We start from the raw sequence: 15,825 nt of genomic DNA, 5'->3' as shown, positions 1-15,825 counted from the left end.
GCTCCCACAGGGTTTGTGGCGTGCACAAATTCCAGAATTGACACAAATCCCCTGTGGGAGCGGGCTTGCCCGCGATGAGGCCCACATGAACAACACACACTGCAACTGACCACCCACAAAAAACCCGGCACCAAGGCCGGGTTTTCACTACCTGCGATCATCCGACAACGGCGTCGGCTCATCCGCGGGCGGCACATCATCGTCCGCCGCCGGGTCCTTCCAGTCTTCCGGACGATCGGCATCACTCAGCGGATCACGCCCCGGGCTCATGCCTGGCGGCGCATCGTGATCGGCCAGTGTCGGCTCATCCGTGCCGGGCACCGGACGGGTTGGATCGGTCGGCAGCACACCACCCTGAAACAGCAAATCATTAGCCATGACACACCTCACCAAGGAGGTCCGGAAAACCCGGGCCATACAGCTTGGAAGCGTGCCTGCGCAGGCCGTGCTATCGAGCAGACCAACGGCCATCAGCCCTGCGCACTGAAGCGGTCGCGGCTGTTGGTCAAGTGCAGCCACATGGCCGCGCGCGCTGCGTCCGGATCCTGCCGTTTGATCGCATTCAGGATCGCTTCGTGCTCCAGATGGGCCAACTGCCCCAGCTTGCTCAGATCCGCCGCGCCACGCTCGGCGGCATTGAGCCGCTGACGCGGAATCATCGCGCTGCCCAGGTGCTGCATGATTTCGCTGAAGCAGACGTTGCCGGTGGCCTCGGCGATCAGCAGATGAAAACGTCGATCAGCCTCGACACAACTGTCATTGCTGTCCAGCAGACGCTGATAGTCATCCAGCGCCTGACGCATCTGCAGCAATTGCTGCTCACTGCGCCGTAGCGCCGCCAACGCCGCGGCCTGTGTCTCCAGACCCATGCGCAATTCCAGAATGCTGCGTACTCCGAGCGCGGTGTCGACATTCAGGCGCAAGCCCTGCTCGGCAACGCGCTCGATGACAAAACTGCCGATGCCGTGCCGCGTCTCCACCAGCCCCGAGGCCTGCAATTTGGAAATCGCCTCGCGCACCACCGTGCGACTGACACCGTGCTCCTGAACGATGGCGTTCTCCGACGGCAGCTTGTCGCCGGGCGACAACTGGCCAAGCAGGATGCTCTGGGTGAGTTTCTCCACCAGATCGTGTGCGAGGTTGTGTGCACGTTTGGGCGCAGGGGCGTCGAGGTCTTCTTGCATGATCGGTTCCGGTCATCGGGGCTTGTCGATCGTAGCACTGCGCGGTGGCTGACGAGATCGATTTTAGTGCTGAAATAGCCACCAACTTGTATGACAACATTCAATAAAATTCAAAAAACCGGAATAGGCAAGGAGGCTGATCTGTTTGAACGTTGACATGAAAAACCATGACAATCGTCTGACACACGCAAGAAAAGTCAACAAAACAGGGGAAATCGCCAAAAAGAAATAAGAAATCTGCCCACCAGACAAATTTAATCGCTACACCCCACTTGTAGGACAAAAAATCTCAGTTGTATGATGTCTATCAACGCCGCAACACTCAGCCCTACCCCGCATAAAAATAATCAGTGGGAGAAAAACCAAGTGAAAACCTCCGTCTCCGGGATGAACGAGGGCGTCGATTCGACACTCGCGTGCGCCATCTCGAAAGTGAAACGCCACGTCCTGCCGCTCTTCGTGATCATGTTCATCGTCAATTACATTGACCGGGTGAACATCGGTTTCGTCCGCACTCACATGGAACATGATCTGGGCATCGGGGCTGCCGCCTACGGCTTCGGCGCCGGTCTGTTCTTCATCGGTTACGCGCTGTTCGAAGTGCCGTCCAACATGCTTTTGCAGAAAGTCGGCGCGCGCATCTGGCTTACCCGCATCATGCTTACCTGGGGCCTGGTCGCCGCCGGCATGGCGTTCATCCAGAACGAAACGCACTTTTACATCCTGCGCTTTCTGCTCGGCGTGGCGGAGGCCGGGTTCTTTCCCGGGGTGATCTACTACTTCACTCGCTGGCTGCCCGGCGCCGAACGCGGCAAGGCGATCGCAATTTTCCTCAGCGGATCGGCAGTCGCCTCGCTGATTTCCGGCCCGTTGTCCGGCCTGCTCTTGCAGATCAACGGCCTCGGCATGCACGGCTGGCAATGGATGTACTTCATCGAGGGCATGTTTTCCGTCGGGCTGTGCGTGTTCGTCTGGTTCTGGCTCGACGCCAAACCCCACGACGCGAAATGGCTGACCCGCGCCGAACAGGACGCACTGGTCAACGCCATCGACGATGAACAGAAGGCCCGCGAAGCCGCGACGCCGATCCGCCCATCGATGGGCAAACTGCTCAAGGACCGGCAAATCATCCTGTTCTGCCTGATCTACTTTTTCATTCAACTGACCATCTACGCCGCGACGTTCTGGCTGCCGAGCATCATCAAGAAAATGGGCGAGATGAGTGACTTCCAGGTCGGGCTGTTCAACTCGATCCCGTGGTTGCTGTCGATCGTCGGCATGTACGCCTTCGCCGCGTTCTCGGCCAAGTGGAAGCACCAGCAAGCCTGGGTCGCCACCGCGTTGTTGATCGCCGCAGCAGGGATGTTCATGTCCACCACCGGCGGGCCGATCTTCGCCTTTGTCGCGATCTGTTTTGCCGCGCTGGGCTTCAAGTCCGCCTCGTCTTTGTTCTGGCCGATTCCGCAGGCCTATCTGGATGCACGGATCGCCGCGGCAGTAATTGCGTTGATCAATTCAGTGGGCAACCTCGGCGGCTTCGTCGCGCCGACCACCTTCGGCCTGCTCGAAGAACACACCGGCTCGATTCAGGGCGGCCTCTACGGCCTGGCCGCGACCTCGATCATCGCCGCGATCATCGTCTTCGCTGCACGCACCACCCCGAAACACGCTGCTGACCTCGCCGTGGCCGAGGCCGCGCCAAAGCACGCATGACTTCCTTTTTAAAGATGCTGACAAGGATAAAAACATGACCGCACACGACACCGCCAAAGCGCCAATCATCACTGACATGCAGGTGATTCCCGTGGCCGGCCACGACGGCATGCTGCTCAACCTGAGCGGCGCCCACGGGCCGTTTTTCACCCGCAATATCGTCATTCTCAAGGACAACGCCGGCCACACCGGCGTCGGTGAAGTGCCCGGTGGCGAGCGCATCCGTCAGACGCTGGAGGATGCCCGCAGCCTGGTGCTCGGCAGCGCGATCGGCAACTATCAGAAAACCCTCAATCAGGTGCGCCAGACCTTCGCCGACCGCGATGCCGGCGGCCGTGGCCTGCAGACGTTCGACCTGCGCATCACCATCCACGCGGTCACCGGACTCGAAGCCGCCCTGCTCGACCTGCTCGGGCAACACCTCGACGTACCGGTCGCGGCGCTGCTCGGCGAAGGCCAGCAACGCGACCAAGTGAAGATGCTCGGTTATCTGTTTTACGTCGGCGATCAACGCGAGACCGACCTCGCCTACCGCAGCGAACCGGATGCCGATAACGACTGGTTCCGCGTCCGTCACGAGAAAGCCATGAGCGCCGAAGCGGTGGTGCGTCTGGCCGAAGCGGCGCAGGCGAAATACGGTTTCCAGGACTTCAAACTCAAGGGCGGCGTGCTCAGTGGCGACGCGGAAATCGAAGCCGTGACGGCTCTGGCCGAACGCTTTCCCGAGGCACGCATCACCCTCGATCCGAACGGCGCGTGGTCACTGAAAGAAGCGATCCGCCTGTGCCGCGATAAACATAAGGTACTGGCTTACGCCGAAGACCCGTGCGGTGCGGAAAACGGTTACTCGGGGCGCGAAGTCATGGCCGAGTTCCGCCGCGCTACCGGGCTGAAGACGGCGACCAACATGATCGCCACCGACTGGCGCGAGATGGGCCACGCCATTCAGCTGCAGTCGGTGGACATTCCGTTGGCCGACCCACATTTCTGGACCATGCAGGGCTCGGTGCGTGTCGCGCAGCTGTGTCATGAGTGGGGCCTGACCTGGGGCTCACACTCCAACAACCACTTCGATATCTCGCTGGCGATGTTCACCCATGTCGCGGCGGCGGCACCGGGCGACATCACCGCCATCGACACGCACTGGATCTGGCAGGACGGCCAGCGCCTGACCAAGGCACCGCTGCAAATTGTCGACGGTTGCGTGCAAGTGCCGCAGAAACCGGGGCTGGGTGTGGAACTGGATATGGATCATGTGGCCAAGGCCCACGAACTGTACAAAGGCATGGGTCTCGGCGCGCGGGATGACAGCGTAGCGATGCAGTTTTTGATTCCGGGGTGGACGTTCGATAACAAGCGGCCGTGTCTGGTGCGCTGATGCCTTCCCCCTGTAGGAGCTGCCGCAGGCTGCGATCTTTTGATCTTGATCTTCAAAAATCAAAGTCAAAAGATCGCAGCCTGCGGCAGCTCCTACAAAGGATTTGTGTCAGGCAGAGATTTGTAGCAGCCAGTTTTTGAAGGCGAGCATTGCCGCCGTCTCCGGGCGCGACTGCAGGCGCGTCAGCCAATAACTGCCGGTGGTGATTTCAATCGCAAACGGCTGGCGAATCACGTCCGCTGCCAGTTGCCGGGCGAACATCAGCGGTGGTGCCAATGCGACTCCGCTGCCCTGCAGCGCGGCTTCCATCATCGCCAGCGATGAGTCGAAGACAATGCTCTGCGGCGGCGCCGCGTGGGTCGCCAGGCCTGCGGCGTGAAACCACTCCGGCCATTCATCGGTGCGATAGGAACGCAGCAAGCGCTGTTGCAGCAGATCCGTCGGCGTGTGCAGTTGCCGGGCGATTTCCGGCACGCACAGCACCGACAGTGGCGCATCAAGCAAGCGCGTGGCCTCGATGCCGTGCCACGCTCCGGCGCCGAAACGAATCGCGTAATCCAGCCCCTCAGCCGCGACGTCGACCCGGTTGTTGTGAGTCGACAGGCGCAAATCTATGAGCGGATGTTTCGTCTGGAAGTCTGCCAGCCGTGGCAGCAGCCAACCGACCGCAAAGGTTCCGACGGCACCCACGGTCAACATGTCCCGATACTGACCGCCGGCCAGCCGCTCAAGCATCTGCGCGATATGATCGAACGACGTGGTCAAAACCGGCAACAGGGTCTCCCCTTCACTGGTCAGCATTAGCCCACGGGGCAGGCGTTTGAACAGGGTTACATTGAGCTGCGCCTCAAGGCTTTTGACCTGATGGCTGACCGCCGCCTGAGTCACGCACAATTCCACAGCGGCGCGGGTAAAGCTCAGATGCCGCGCCGAGGCTTCGAACGCGCGCAGTGCATTGAGCGGCAGTTGAGGTCGAATCATGCCAGGTCCCAAATTTTTCTAATGGCTCGTCCGAGTTTTCATCGTTTGTCGGCGAGTGCCAGACTGCCTAAATTGTCGGCGCTGATCAGTCGACTAACGTTTAAATTGCCCGCAGTCTAGCGGGATATCACCCTCAACACTCATGGAGAGTGGTTCACTCATGTTCTTCATCAACTCGAGCAAAGTCATTTCCTGCAGCGCTTTCGGCGTGTTTTTCGGCGCTGCCGCGTGCATGGCGGCCACCCCCAGCGACGAGCAGCTGCAAGCCCTGGTGAATAAAGCCGTCACCCCGGTGATGCAGCAACAGCAGGTTCCGGGCCTGGCCGTGGCTATCACTGTCAACGGTCAGCCGCATTACTTTAATTACGGCGTGGCCGCCAAGGATACGGGGCAGAAAGTCAGCGAAAACACCCTGTTCGAGATCGGCTCGGTGAGTAAAACCTTTGCCGCGACCCTGGCCGGCTATGCGCAGGCCAGCGGCAAACTGGAATTCTCCGACAAGGCCAGCCAGCACTGGCCCGAGCTGAAAGGCAGCGCTTTTGACCACATCAGCCTGCTGCAACTGGGCACTTACAGCGCCGGCGGCCTTCCCTTGCAATTCCCGGATGCCGCGGATTCTTCCGACAAGATGCTCGGCTATTACCAACAGTGGAAACCGACTTTTCCGGCCGGCAGCCATCGCCTGTATTCCAACCCGAGCATCGGCCTGTTCGGCTATCTGGCGGCGAAAAGCCTTGGCCAACCGTTCAATCAGGTCATGACTCAAACCCTGCTGCCGAAACTCGGGCTCAAGCACACCTTCCTGTCGGTGCCGGCGTCTGAACAAAAGCTCTACGCCCAAGGCTATGACAAGAACAACAAACCGATTCGAGTCAGCCCCGGCGCCCTCGACTCCGAAGCCTACGGCGTAAAAACCAGCGCCGCGGATCTGCTGCAATATGTCCAGGCCAACCTCGACACCGCCAAACTCGAATCACCCGTGCAAAAAGCCATCGCGCTCACCCACACCGGCTACTACACCGTCGGCGACATGACTCAGGGCCTGGGCTGGGAACGCTACACCTACCCGATCAGCCTCGACCGCCTGCTGGACGGCAACTCGACGCCGATGGCCATGGAAGCGCACAAGGTCAAATGGCTCAACCCGCCACAGCCGGAACCGGCGAACGTGCTGCTGAACAAGACCGGTTCCACCGGTGGCTTCGGCGCGTATGTCGCATTCGTACCGTCGAAGAAAGTCGGGATCGTCATTCTGGCGAACCGCAACTACCCGAATGGAGAGCGGGTGAAGATTGCGCACAAGATTCTGGGGGAATTGACCCGGTGATCACGCCATAAAAAATGGGCGACCTGAGAGGGTCGCCCATTTTGGTTTGAGGGTTTGAAACTACGCCTGTAGCTTCCAGCCCAGCACATCCATCAGGTCGCAGCTGTCGCGCAGAGGGATTGCCAGCACCCGGGCGAAGTCCTGCAGCAGTAATGAGTCATGACCGATGCCGTCGCTGAGGGAAAGGGTTTCCAGCAGTTGAGTCACGCTTCGTAATCGGTAGGCGGCGGTGCCGTAGAGCACGTCTACCGGGGCTTCGCGGTCGATCAGGAGGCAGGGGATCTGGCAGTCGATGCCGGTAATGGGGATGTAGCGGGGTTTGGTTGAATCGGTGGAAATCTCAGGTGATTCGACATCCGTTTTCTTCATGGGTGAAACTCCAATAGGGATTGTTGAGACCGCTACCCATCTCACTTCCACATGAGGGTGGCAGCTGCACGCAGGTGTGGAAGACCGAGCCAATCACCCGAACCCGGCGCACTCGAAAGCGCTCCCGCGTACAGCCACCATAAGGTCGCGATGTTGACATAAAAGATGTCGCCATGCGCATAACGGGGCTTGGTGAATGAGTCTGCATACGGACTTCCACATCCGGCCGCTGATTTTGCAGCGGCCCGAAGAGGTTATCGGCGTTCGACCCAAGCCACCAGTTCACCAACGCCGCCGCGCTTTGAAGGAAATATCCGAGGAATCTGAAGGGTGTTGCGCAGCTCATTTCAGTGGGAATAAGCAGAAACTATTTTCATGGGTGACCGGCTGAGATGGAGTATCTACACTCCACCAAATCAATCTGGAGCCGGGAATGACATAATGCGCGCCAAAATCTTCACACTGTCTGAACCTGAAAGGTGATGCGTTGCAAGTTTTCAGCTTAAGCCTGACGAATGTCAGCCGGTTCAGCGATTTGACCGTTTATTTGGCTCCCACCTCAAAAAACCCATCGAACGTAACGGTTATTGTGGGGAACAACGGTGCCGGGAAAACTACCCTTTTAAAATCGCTAGCTACCTCATTGAGCTGGTTGGTCGCCCGGATTCGCACTGAAAAAGGTATCGGAAATCATTTGGCTGATGAAGACATCCGAAATGGTGTGTCAATCGCCATGATCAATGTCGCTGTAATAGATCCATTTCAGGAACGCTCAGAAACTTTAGAAGAGTGGGCGGAGGAAATATTGTTCACTTGGACAGTAGCCCGAGCAAGACAAGGGAAAAAGTCTGCGACTCACAGTTCGCTATCCGAAGCAAGCCAGCTAGCCGACCACTACCGTACACAACTTACTTCCGATATCAGCGCTTCCCTCCCATTAATTGCCTATTATCCGGTCGAACGGTCGGTTCTAGAAATTCCGCTAAAAATCAAAACCAAACACACCTTCGACCAACTCGACGGCTATGACAACTCGCTCAACCGAGGCGTCGATTTCCGCCGTTTCTTCGAATGGTTCCGCGAACGCGAGGACAGCGAAAACGAGACCGGTATTTCCGACACTGCACTGGCTGAAATCTCCATAAAGTTCGGCTATGACAGTGATGTTTGGAAAACCCTGTCCAACCTGAAAGCCTCTTCCCGCGACCGTCAGCTAACCGCCGTTCGCTCCGCCATCGCCGCTTTCATGCCCGGCTTCACCAACCTGCGCGTTCAACGCAAGCCGCGCCTGCACATGGCTATCGACAAGGACGGCGTCACCCTCAACGTCGCCCAACTCTCGCAAGGCGAAAAGTCGATGATGGCACTGGTCGGTGACATCGCCCGCCGCCTGGCAATGATGAACCAGTCGCTGGACAACCCGCTCCACGGCGACGGCATCGTCCTGATCGACGAAGTGGATCTTCATCTGCACCCTAAATGGCAACGCAGTCTGATCCGCCAACTGAGCGAAACCTTCCCCAACTGCCAGTTCGTGCTGACCACCCACTCGCCCCTGGTCATCAGCGACGCCAAGGATGTACTGGTTTACGTGCTCAATGACGGTGAACTCCACGAACACAACGGCCTTTACGGACTTGATGCCAATCAGGTGCTGCTGGAAGTCATGGACACCGACATCCGTAACAGCGACGTTCAAAAACATTTGAACGCACTGCTCGAACGCTTGCAGGACGGTGATCTGGAAACCGCACAAAAGCTATTCGCCGAACTGGCAGAAGAACTTCCAGACGGTCATATCGAACTGGCGAAAGCCGCGCTATTGCTGCGCAAACTGGAGTTGCGCCGTGCGTAAAATCACCAAGGGAGCCGAGCCGGAACAACTCATCAGATGGAAACGCGCCAACGCAACATTACGTTACCGGGACCTGCCCAGCGAAGAACGCGTGAGCGTACGCACGGCCTGTATAGCGGAACAGTTCAGCCTTTGCGCCTATTGCTGCCAGACCATTGCAGGCGACAACTCACATAACGAGCACGTTGAGGCCCAGGATAAAGCCCCCAATCGCACACTGGAGTTCACCAACATCGTCGCCAGTTGCCAACGCCAGAATCAATGTGGACATCATCGAGGCACGCGCCCACTAGATCTGACGCCGTTGATGGAGGAGTGCGAGTCGGAATTGAAGTTTTATCTGTCCGGCAGAGTGACCGGCAAAACTGAACGGGCAAATTCAGCTCTGGAAATTTTGAATCTCGGTCATACCGAAGAAAGCAATCGCGGACTCATAGGGGCGCGGAAACAGCTGGTTGATCAGTTGATTTTTACAGGAGGCATGCAACCCGATGACCTTGAAGATGAAGAGCTTCTGGGCATTCTCCTTGATGACATGCTGACTCCCAAGAATGGCCAGCTTGCGGCTTTCTCTCCGGTTCTGGTCAATATCATCCGTCAGCTCCTGCCCTGATATTCAGGGTATCGTGGTCATCCAAGCGGACAAAAAAATGGCGAACGTTTAAAGCGTCCGCCATTTTTTATTCAGAGCCTGCCTCAATCATCCGGCATTTCCGGTGGCTTGCTCGGTTTCGCCGGTTTGGTTGGCTTGGCGCCCTTCTCGCCTTTCTTGGCTGCCGGTTCGGCGGCCGTGGCCTTGGTTTCAGCGACCGTCGGTGCGCTGATTTCCTTTTCGCTCGCCGGCAATGCATCAACCGTGTCGAAGATCTTCTTCAGGTCCACCGACTTCGCTTCATCGCCCGAGGCCGAGAGCTTGGCCTCGCCGTCCTTGCCCAGCAGGAACACTTTCGGGTACGCCCCGGCGCCGAGCTTCAGCGACCGCAGCAAAGCCATGGTGTCCTGCTGACCGAGGTCTTTGCCATCGAGCTGACCGGCCATGTTGAGGATGGTGTAGACCTTGATGTTGCGATCAGTCACACCTTTCTTGTTGGCAGGATCTTCCAGCGACTTTTTCAGGCCCACCCACACCGGGTCGACGGTGCTTTGTGCGATTACGATCAACGGTCGGGCCCGCCCCATATCCCCGTCTAGGAGCGAGCCGGTGTCATCGGCGAACAAGGGGCCGGCAATCGCCAGCAAGAGTGTCAGGGTCAGTGACCTGATGAGCATGCGCATCTCCTTTTGATATCCACGCTCTAATGATTGCGCATCGCGGCGATTGTTCCGGGGTCGTGCCCGGCAAATATGTTTCGCCTTGTCAGAAGCTTAGGTCAGCCGCGTCATTGCGCAACCGCATCGGCGCAATCGTGACGCGGATTTGATTACCTTTTGTGAGCACATTAGGCTGGCTGTTCCGCCCATGAAAAGGAGTTCAGCCCATGCATATCGATTACCTGTGCGATCACCCGCATTTGATTGAGGAACTGGCCGAACTCAACTTCAAGGAATGGGGCGAATTCCGTGACGGCGATACCCTTGAGGCTCGCACCGAGCGGATGCGCGCGGCCTGTGGAAAGGGTGCAATTCCCAGCGTGGTGGTGGCCATTGAAGACGGCCGATTGCTCGGTGGCGCACTGCTGATCGACAGCGACATGAAGATCCGCCCGCAACTGACGCCGTGGCTGGCGGGCGTCTACGTGAAAGCCAAAGAACGCGGACGCGGGATTGCTTCGCAGCTGGTCAACCGGATCGTCGCTGAAGCGGCGGCGCTGGGCGTGACCGAGTTGTATCTGTACACCGACGCCGCGCAATCGCTGTATGCGCGGCTGGGGTGGGAAGTGGTCGAAGATGTGGCGTACGAAGACCTGCCGGTGACAGTCATGAAATTCAACATCCAGCGTTGATCGGAATTGATCCTGTGGCGAGGGAGCTTGCTCCCGCTGGACTGCGCAGCAGACCCTGCTTTTTCAATGCAAGCGCAAGGGACGCTTCGCGCCCCGGCGGAGGTGTGCGGCGTTCCGACAAGCGCCTTCGCCACAGCGCTCCAGTGCGTTTAGCCCAGCGCGGACGCCAGCGTTGAAGCCTCGACACGGCGCCCGGCAATCCTGAGCTGCCCGTCCTCCAGGCTGATGCTCAGCGTCACCGGCAATTGATCACCCGGATACTTGCGCAGCAGCAAAGCGATCCCGCTGTCCGATTCATCCTCCGTGGAAATCAGATCCCACAGGCTCTCGCTCAGGTCGAGCAGCACCCGCCCGCTCTGCTGATCGACCACGCGCGGCGCATACAGCCAATGGCTCATGCGCATTTCCCGTGGTTCGACGGTGATCGCCAGGCGTGCGTTGCAGTGCAGGGTGGTTTCGCTCATGGCTGTCGATCAGAACGCCAGTTTGTAGCCGATCAACAGCAGCATGGTCGCCAGGCACGGGCGCAGCAATTCGTCGGAGATACGCCCGGTCAGGTGGCTGCCCAGCCAGATGCCCGGCAACGAACCCATCAGCAGAAAGCCCAGCACGCCCCAATCCATGTTGCCCATGCTCGCGTGGCCCAGACCCGCAACCAGAGTCAGCGGCACGGCGTGGGCGATTTCGGTGCCGACCAGGCGCCGGGTCGGCAGCAGCGGATAGAGGATGAACAGCGCGACCGTGCCGAGGGCGCCGGCGCCGATCGAGGTCAGGGCGACCATGGTGCCGAGGATCAGCCCGGTGATCACCGTCATCACATTCAGGCGCGCGCCGCTCGGGTTGTAATTGCCGCCCGCGCGTTTGTGAGCGAATTCGAGCAGGCGCTTCTTGAACAGAATCGCCAGCGCCGTGGCGAACAGCACGAAGCCCAAGGCCTGTTTGATGATCGCGTTCATCGCCTCGGGCGCGGTGTGCAGCGTGCTGAGAAACCACAAGGTCATGGCGACTGCCGGCACGCTGCCGAGGGTCAGCCAGCCGGTGATGGCCCAGTCGATGTTTTTGTTTTTCTTGTGCACCAGCACGCCACTGGATTTGGTAATGGCCGCGTATAAAAGGTCGGTGCCCACCGCTGTTGCCGGGTTGATGCCGAACCACAGCAGGATCGGCGTCATCAACGAACCGCCGCCGACACCGGTCATGCCGACAATAAAACCCACCACCAGCCCGGCGATGACCAGGCCGAAATTTGCCAATTCCATTAAGACGTCCAGAAAAACGACAGGAAAAATCTGGCCCGCAGCATAGCGATTTTTCATATAACCACATATATCGATGCGGTCTATCGTTATGCCAAATGGCTGCACATAAACCCTGTAGGAGCTGCCGAAGGCTCGGGCCGCGTTCGGACGATCTTTTGATTTTGATTTAGAAACAAGATCAAAAGATCGCAGCCTTCGGCAGCTCCTACAGTGGAGGTGTGGTTCAGTGCTGGCGCCGGCCCGGTTTGAAGCTGTGATGACGGTTGATCCACACCGTCGCCAGCGCGATCAGCGACAGGATCAACAACGCCCATGGAAAGGACATCGCGCCCGCCCGATCCAGCAGCAACCCGCCAAACAGGCCGCCACCGGCAATCGCCACGTTCCACGAGGTGGTGAGCATCGCCTGCACCACGTCCACATGCTCGCCAGCCGAATCCGCCGCCGCCGTCAGCAGCAACGTCGCCGAACCACCAAATGACAGGCCCCACACGGCCATGCAGGTATAGATCAGCCACGGCGACGGGGATATCAGCGCCAGCACCAGTGCGGTCACGGCAAACACCGCGAGGCTGATCAGCGTCAGCCAGCGCAACCAGCGATCCACCAGCAAACCGATGATCCAGATCCCCACCAGCGAACACAGGCCGAACACCAGCAGCACCAGATCGACGCGCTCGGCCAGCCCGGCCTGCATCAGGAATGGCGCGATGTAGGTGTAGAGAATGTTGTGCCCGAGCATCCAGGTCAGCACCACGAACAGCACCGGCCGCACGCCCGGCAGGCTTAGTGATTGCAGCAGCGGCAGGCGTTCGCTGCTGGCCTGCCCCGGACGGTCCGGCACCGCCAGCACAATCCACGCCGCCAGCACCAACGCCAGCGCCGACATGATCCCGAATGAGGCGCGCCAGCCGATCAGGTTGCCCAGCCAGGTCCCCGCCGGGGTGCCCAGCGACAGCGCCACCGGGGTGCCGAGCATGGCGATCGCCAACGCCCGCCCCTGCTGATGCACCGGCACGATCCCGCGGGCGTAACCGGCCATGATTCCCCACGACAGCCCCGCCGCCATCCCGGCGAGAAACCGCGAGGCCAGGGTCAGGCCGTAATGGCTGGAGAACGTGGTCACGGTGTTGAACACCAGGAACCCGCCAACCGTCATCAACAGCACCCGCCGCCGTGGCCAGCCCCGGGTGGCGACGGTCAGTGGAATCGCCGCGACAATCGAGCCCAGCGCATACAGCGTCACCAGTTGCCCGGCGAGCACTTCGCTGACCCCAAGCCCGGCGCCGATCTGCGGCAGCAGCCCGGCCGGCAGGGTCTCGGTGAGGATGGCGATGAAGCCGGTCATGGCGAACGCCAGTAATGCGGCATAGGGCAGTTTTTCGGTGCGGATGGCGCAGTCAGTGCGAGTGAAGTCGGTGCTTGCGGAGTCGGTCATGACAGGTGCAGCTCCATTTGAGTCAAATGTGACGGAGGATTGTATACAACCTATCCCTCATGACTGACAACACTTACCTGTAGGAGCTGCCGCAGGCTGCGATCTTTTGATCTTGATCTTAAAAAACAAAATCAAAAGATCGCAGCCTGCGGCAGCTCCTACAGGGATTACTGCACCGGGAGGAAATTCAGGAACAGCAGGCTCTGCGCGTAATTCAACCCAATGCGCCGATAGCGCTCATCAAGCATCTGCGCCAGCAGATCAAGCCGCGCAACGATCTTGCCGAACTCGGTGGCGAAACTGAGGTTGCTGCCCTCCTCCGAGATTTCGTTGGAGAACAGCAACGGCTGGCCTTCCTTGTTCTGGCGCTGGGCCAGAATCCACGTGGCTTTTTCGATATTGCGCGCGGCGTTGTGGACGAAGGTCGGGTTGATTGCATCGGTCATGTAGAACTCGATGCGATTGCCATGGGCGGTGACCAGCATGCTGCCGATGGCATAGATGAACGCACCGACCCGATCCCCGAGAAACTCCGGACTCATCGCGTAGCTGAGCGCCGCCAGATCCTTGTGCCCGCCCAGCACCGGCAATGGTTGCTGCTGTTCGACGGCCAGGCGCACCTGTTTAACGGCGGTGTTGATGTCGAGGAATCCCGATTTGCGCAGCTCTTCCGGGTTGCGCAAATACAGCTTGCCCATCAATCGATAAAGACTGTTGAGGTTGTCGCGCATCGCCAACGTGGCCATGCGGTCGACGCTGGTCTGCAGGAATTCCTGCGGTTGACCGTCACGCATCTGAGCGATGAAACCGTTGCCGGTCTGGTGCGTGCACCCGCTGACAAACAGCAATGACAGACAGGCCAGCAACAGGCACGGGCGGCGAAAAAATCGGGCGATCGGGTGAAAAGCTCTCGGCATGAATTCTCGAACAGGCACATTCCTGCGCGGCGGGCGTCGCCGCATCCTGGCCATGGATAGAGCCGCCGAATCCGGAAAAGTGCAGCGCTGGCACGATTTCCCGACCTTCGGCAACTATTTAGTATGACTTTATATTTGCACTAAACCTTTAACCGGCTATAAATTCTGACTCAACCCACAATTAGCATGACTATTACCCTGTTTTGAAAACAACAACAAAAAGGAAGGTCAACCATGCTTCAATCACGTCACCTGCTCTCCGGCCTCGGACTGTCCTTGATGATCGCCACCCTCTCCGCCAACGCGGCCGGCCTCAGCGCCGAACACAAAGCCTTTGGCAAAACCAATGACGGCACGCCCGTCGAGCAATACATCCTGCGCAACAGCCACGGCATGCAGGCGACCGTCATCACCTACGGCGCCACCCTGCAATCGCTGCTGGTGCCGGACAAAAACGGCAAAGCCGCCGATGTGGTGCTCGGTTTCGACGATGTGCAGGGTTACCAGAAAGGCACGGCGTATTTCGGCGCGACCATCGGCCGTTTCGGCAATCGCCTCGCGGACGGCGCGTTCGAACTCGACGGCAAGCGCTATCAGGTGCCGCAGAACGACAAGTCCAACGCCTTGCATGGCGGCACACTGGGTTTTGACAAGAAAGTCTGGAAAGCGCAGGAAACCAAGGACAAGGATTCCGTCGGCGTGACGCTCACCTATCTGTCGGCGGACGGCGAAATGGGCTTCCCCGGCAACCTCACCACGCAGGTGACCTACCGCCTGACCGACAGCAACGAACTGCGCATCGACTATCAGGCCAGCACCGATAAACCGACGGTGCTCAACCTGACCAACCACAGCTACTTCAACCTCGCCGGTGCCGGCAATGGCGACATCCTCAAGCAAGTGGCCACCTTGCACGCCAGCCATTACACCCCGGTCACCGGCAAACTGATCCCGACCGGCGAACTGGCGCCAGTGGCCGGCACACCAATGGACTTCACCAAACCCACCGCCATTGGTACGCACATCAAGGCCGATCACCCGCAGTTGAAATTCGCCGAACCGAAACAGGGCGGCTTCGATTTCAACTGGGTGCTGGATACCAAGGGGGATGTGAGCAAAGTTGCCGCCGAGGTCAGCGATCCGCAGTCCGGGCGGCATCTGCAGCTGTTCACCAGCGAGCCGGGGGTGCAGTTTTATACCAGCAACTTCCTCGATGGCACGGTCAAGGGCAAGGCTGGCAAGGTCTATCCGCACTGGGGCGCGTTTACTTTGGAGACCCAGCACTATCCGGATGCGCCGAATCAGCCGGATTTTCCGAGCACGCGGCTGGATCCGGGGCAGACTTACAGCCATAGCGTGGTGTTGAAGTTCTCCGCGAAATAACACTTAACCTGTGGCGAGGGAGCTTGCTCCCGCTGGCCTGCGCAGCAGGCCCCTGCTTTTTCAACTTCAACTGAAAGA

Annotated in this window: 16 protein-coding genes; 7 read left to right on the top strand and 9 right to left on the bottom strand. The window is 59.0% G+C overall.

Annotated features, from left to right (window positions below):
• Positions 1-147: 147 nt before the first annotated feature.
• Together ACIP8I_RS03620 and ACIP8I_RS03615 are read right to left on the bottom strand one after the other, a co-directional pair.
• On the bottom strand, positions 148-378 hold the full coding sequence (locus tag ACIP8I_RS03620) for a hypothetical protein (protein ID WP_007965409.1): 231 nt from the start codon (positions 376-378) through the stop codon (positions 148-150).
• Positions 379-470: 92 nt separating this feature from the next.
• Entirely contained in the window at positions 471-1,184 is a 714-nt protein-coding gene (locus tag ACIP8I_RS03615; protein ID WP_400758741.1) for a FadR/GntR family transcriptional regulator, read from the bottom strand.
• 366 nt (positions 1,185-1,550) lie between these two features.
• On the opposite strand from ACIP8I_RS03615, the gene ACIP8I_RS03610 reads away from it, so the two are divergent.
• Together ACIP8I_RS03610 and gudD are read left to right on the top strand one after the other, a co-directional pair.
• Positions 1,551-2,897, top strand: coding sequence for an MFS transporter (locus ACIP8I_RS03610; RefSeq protein ID WP_400758739.1), 1,347 nt, complete (start codon positions 1,551-1,553; stop codon positions 2,895-2,897).
• A 34-nt stretch (positions 2,898-2,931) separates the two neighbouring features.
• On the top strand, positions 2,932-4,275 hold the full coding sequence (gene gudD, locus ACIP8I_RS03605) for a glucarate dehydratase (protein ID WP_400758737.1): 1,344 nt from the start codon (positions 2,932-2,934) through the stop codon (positions 4,273-4,275).
• A 108-nt stretch (positions 4,276-4,383) separates the two neighbouring features.
• On the opposite strand, the gene ACIP8I_RS03600 is transcribed toward gudD, so the two are convergent.
• Positions 4,384-5,256 carry a LysR family transcriptional regulator gene (locus tag ACIP8I_RS03600; protein ID WP_400758735.1) on the bottom strand — a complete coding sequence of 291 codons (873 nt, stop codon included), beginning with the start codon at positions 5,254-5,256 and terminating at the stop codon, positions 4,384-4,386.
• 160 nt (positions 5,257-5,416) lie between these two features.
• On the opposite strand from ACIP8I_RS03600, the gene ampC reads away from it, so the two are divergent.
• On the top strand, positions 5,417-6,583 hold the full coding sequence (gene ampC / locus ACIP8I_RS03595) for a class C beta-lactamase (RefSeq protein WP_400758733.1): 1,167 nt from the start codon (positions 5,417-5,419) through the stop codon (positions 6,581-6,583).
• Positions 6,584-6,643: 60 nt separating this feature from the next.
• Here the strand turns inward: ampC and ACIP8I_RS03590 are convergent, their stop codons facing one another.
• Positions 6,644-6,952 carry a hypothetical protein gene (locus tag ACIP8I_RS03590; protein ID WP_400758731.1) on the bottom strand — a complete coding sequence of 103 codons (309 nt, stop codon included), beginning with the start codon at positions 6,950-6,952 and terminating at the stop codon, positions 6,644-6,646.
• 487 nt (positions 6,953-7,439) lie between these two features.
• On the opposite strand from ACIP8I_RS03590, the gene ACIP8I_RS03585 reads away from it, so the two are divergent.
• Both ACIP8I_RS03585 and ACIP8I_RS03580 read left to right on the top strand, forming a co-directional pair.
• The gene (locus tag ACIP8I_RS03585; protein WP_400758729.1) at positions 7,440-8,807 is read left to right on the top strand and encodes an AAA family ATPase; all 1,368 of its coding nucleotides are present in this window, start codon (positions 7,440-7,442) and stop codon (positions 8,805-8,807) included.
• The gene (locus ACIP8I_RS03580) at positions 8,800-9,420 is read left to right on the top strand and encodes a retron system putative HNH endonuclease (RefSeq protein ID WP_400758727.1); all 621 of its coding nucleotides are present in this window, start codon (positions 8,800-8,802) and stop codon (positions 9,418-9,420) included. The genes ACIP8I_RS03585 and ACIP8I_RS03580 overlap by 8 nt, the downstream gene beginning before the upstream one ends.
• A gap of 83 nt (positions 9,421-9,503) precedes the next feature.
• On the opposite strand, the gene ACIP8I_RS03575 is transcribed toward ACIP8I_RS03580, so the two are convergent.
• Positions 9,504-10,076 (bottom strand): DUF4174 domain-containing protein, encoded by a 573-nt coding sequence (locus tag ACIP8I_RS03575; RefSeq protein WP_400758725.1) that lies wholly within the window; start codon positions 10,074-10,076, stop codon positions 9,504-9,506.
• A 209-nt stretch (positions 10,077-10,285) separates the two neighbouring features.
• On the opposite strand from ACIP8I_RS03575, the gene ACIP8I_RS03570 reads away from it, so the two are divergent.
• A complete protein-coding gene (locus ACIP8I_RS03570) occupies positions 10,286-10,750 on the top strand; it encodes a GNAT family N-acetyltransferase (protein ID WP_400758723.1) in 465 nt (154 codons plus the stop codon).
• Between the two features lie 149 nt (positions 10,751-10,899).
• Here ACIP8I_RS03570 and ACIP8I_RS03565 read toward each other — a convergent pair whose 3' ends face one another.
• The 4 genes from ACIP8I_RS03565 to ACIP8I_RS03550 form a co-directional block, all read right to left on the bottom strand.
• Positions 10,900-11,214 (bottom strand): hypothetical protein, encoded by a 315-nt coding sequence (locus ACIP8I_RS03565; RefSeq protein ID WP_007965419.1) that lies wholly within the window; start codon positions 11,212-11,214, stop codon positions 10,900-10,902.
• Positions 11,215-11,223: 9 nt separating this feature from the next.
• Positions 11,224-12,009, bottom strand: a complete 786-nt coding sequence (locus ACIP8I_RS03560) for a sulfite exporter TauE/SafE family protein (RefSeq protein ID WP_400758721.1) — start codon at positions 12,007-12,009, stop codon at positions 11,224-11,226.
• A gap of 223 nt (positions 12,010-12,232) precedes the next feature.
• Positions 12,233-13,447, bottom strand: coding sequence for an MFS transporter (locus ACIP8I_RS03555; protein ID WP_400758720.1), 1,215 nt, complete (start codon positions 13,445-13,447; stop codon positions 12,233-12,235).
• A 167-nt stretch (positions 13,448-13,614) separates the two neighbouring features.
• Positions 13,615-14,364 carry a hypothetical protein gene (locus ACIP8I_RS03550; RefSeq protein WP_400758718.1) on the bottom strand — a complete coding sequence of 250 codons (750 nt, stop codon included), beginning with the start codon at positions 14,362-14,364 and terminating at the stop codon, positions 13,615-13,617.
• Positions 14,365-14,598: 234 nt separating this feature from the next.
• Here ACIP8I_RS03550 and ACIP8I_RS03545 point away from each other — a divergent pair, with 234 nt between their 5' ends.
• Positions 14,599-15,747 (top strand): aldose epimerase family protein, encoded by a 1,149-nt coding sequence (locus tag ACIP8I_RS03545; RefSeq protein ID WP_400758716.1) that lies wholly within the window; start codon positions 14,599-14,601, stop codon positions 15,745-15,747.
• The last annotated feature ends 78 nt before the right edge of the window (positions 15,748-15,825 follow it).

Source organism: Pseudomonas sp. NPDC088414, assembly GCF_044753325.1.
Lineage (GTDB): Bacteria > Pseudomonadota > Gammaproteobacteria > Pseudomonadales > Pseudomonadaceae > Aquipseudomonas.
Note: the sequence above shows the minus strand (reverse complement) of the source record. Positions and strands in the feature narration are given on the sequence as shown.

Excerpts from the sequence above, each read along its gene's own strand:
- ACIP8I_RS03620 (WP_007965409.1), bottom strand. The coding sequence starts at position 378 with ATGGCTAATGATTTGCTGTTTCAGGGTGGTGTGCTGCCGACCGATCCA.
- ACIP8I_RS03615 (WP_400758741.1), bottom strand. The coding sequence starts at position 1,184 with ATGCAAGAAGACCTCGACGCCCCTGCGCCCAAACGTGCACACAACCTC.
- gudD (WP_400758737.1), top strand. The coding sequence starts at position 2,932 with ATGACCGCACACGACACCGCCAAAGCGCCAATCATCACTGACATGCAG.
- ACIP8I_RS03600 (WP_400758735.1), bottom strand. The coding sequence starts at position 5,256 with ATGATTCGACCTCAACTGCCGCTCAATGCACTGCGCGCGTTCGAAGCC.
- ampC (WP_400758733.1), top strand. The coding sequence starts at position 5,417 with ATGTTCTTCATCAACTCGAGCAAAGTCATTTCCTGCAGCGCTTTCGGC.
- ACIP8I_RS03590 (WP_400758731.1), bottom strand. The coding sequence starts at position 6,952 with ATGAAGAAAACGGATGTCGAATCACCTGAGATTTCCACCGATTCAACC.
- ACIP8I_RS03575 (WP_400758725.1), bottom strand. The coding sequence starts at position 10,076 with ATGCTCATCAGGTCACTGACCCTGACACTCTTGCTGGCGATTGCCGGC.
- ACIP8I_RS03570 (WP_400758723.1), top strand. The coding sequence starts at position 10,286 with ATGCATATCGATTACCTGTGCGATCACCCGCATTTGATTGAGGAACTG.
- ACIP8I_RS03565 (WP_007965419.1), bottom strand. The coding sequence starts at position 11,214 with ATGAGCGAAACCACCCTGCACTGCAACGCACGCCTGGCGATCACCGTC.
- ACIP8I_RS03560 (WP_400758721.1), bottom strand. The coding sequence starts at position 12,009 with ATGGAATTGGCAAATTTCGGCCTGGTCATCGCCGGGCTGGTGGTGGGT.
- ACIP8I_RS03555 (WP_400758720.1), bottom strand. The coding sequence starts at position 13,447 with ATGACCGACTCCGCAAGCACCGACTTCACTCGCACTGACTGCGCCATC.
- ACIP8I_RS03550 (WP_400758718.1), bottom strand. The coding sequence starts at position 14,364 with ATGCCGAGAGCTTTTCACCCGATCGCCCGATTTTTTCGCCGCCCGTGC.
- ACIP8I_RS03545 (WP_400758716.1), top strand. The coding sequence starts at position 14,599 with ATGCTTCAATCACGTCACCTGCTCTCCGGCCTCGGACTGTCCTTGATG.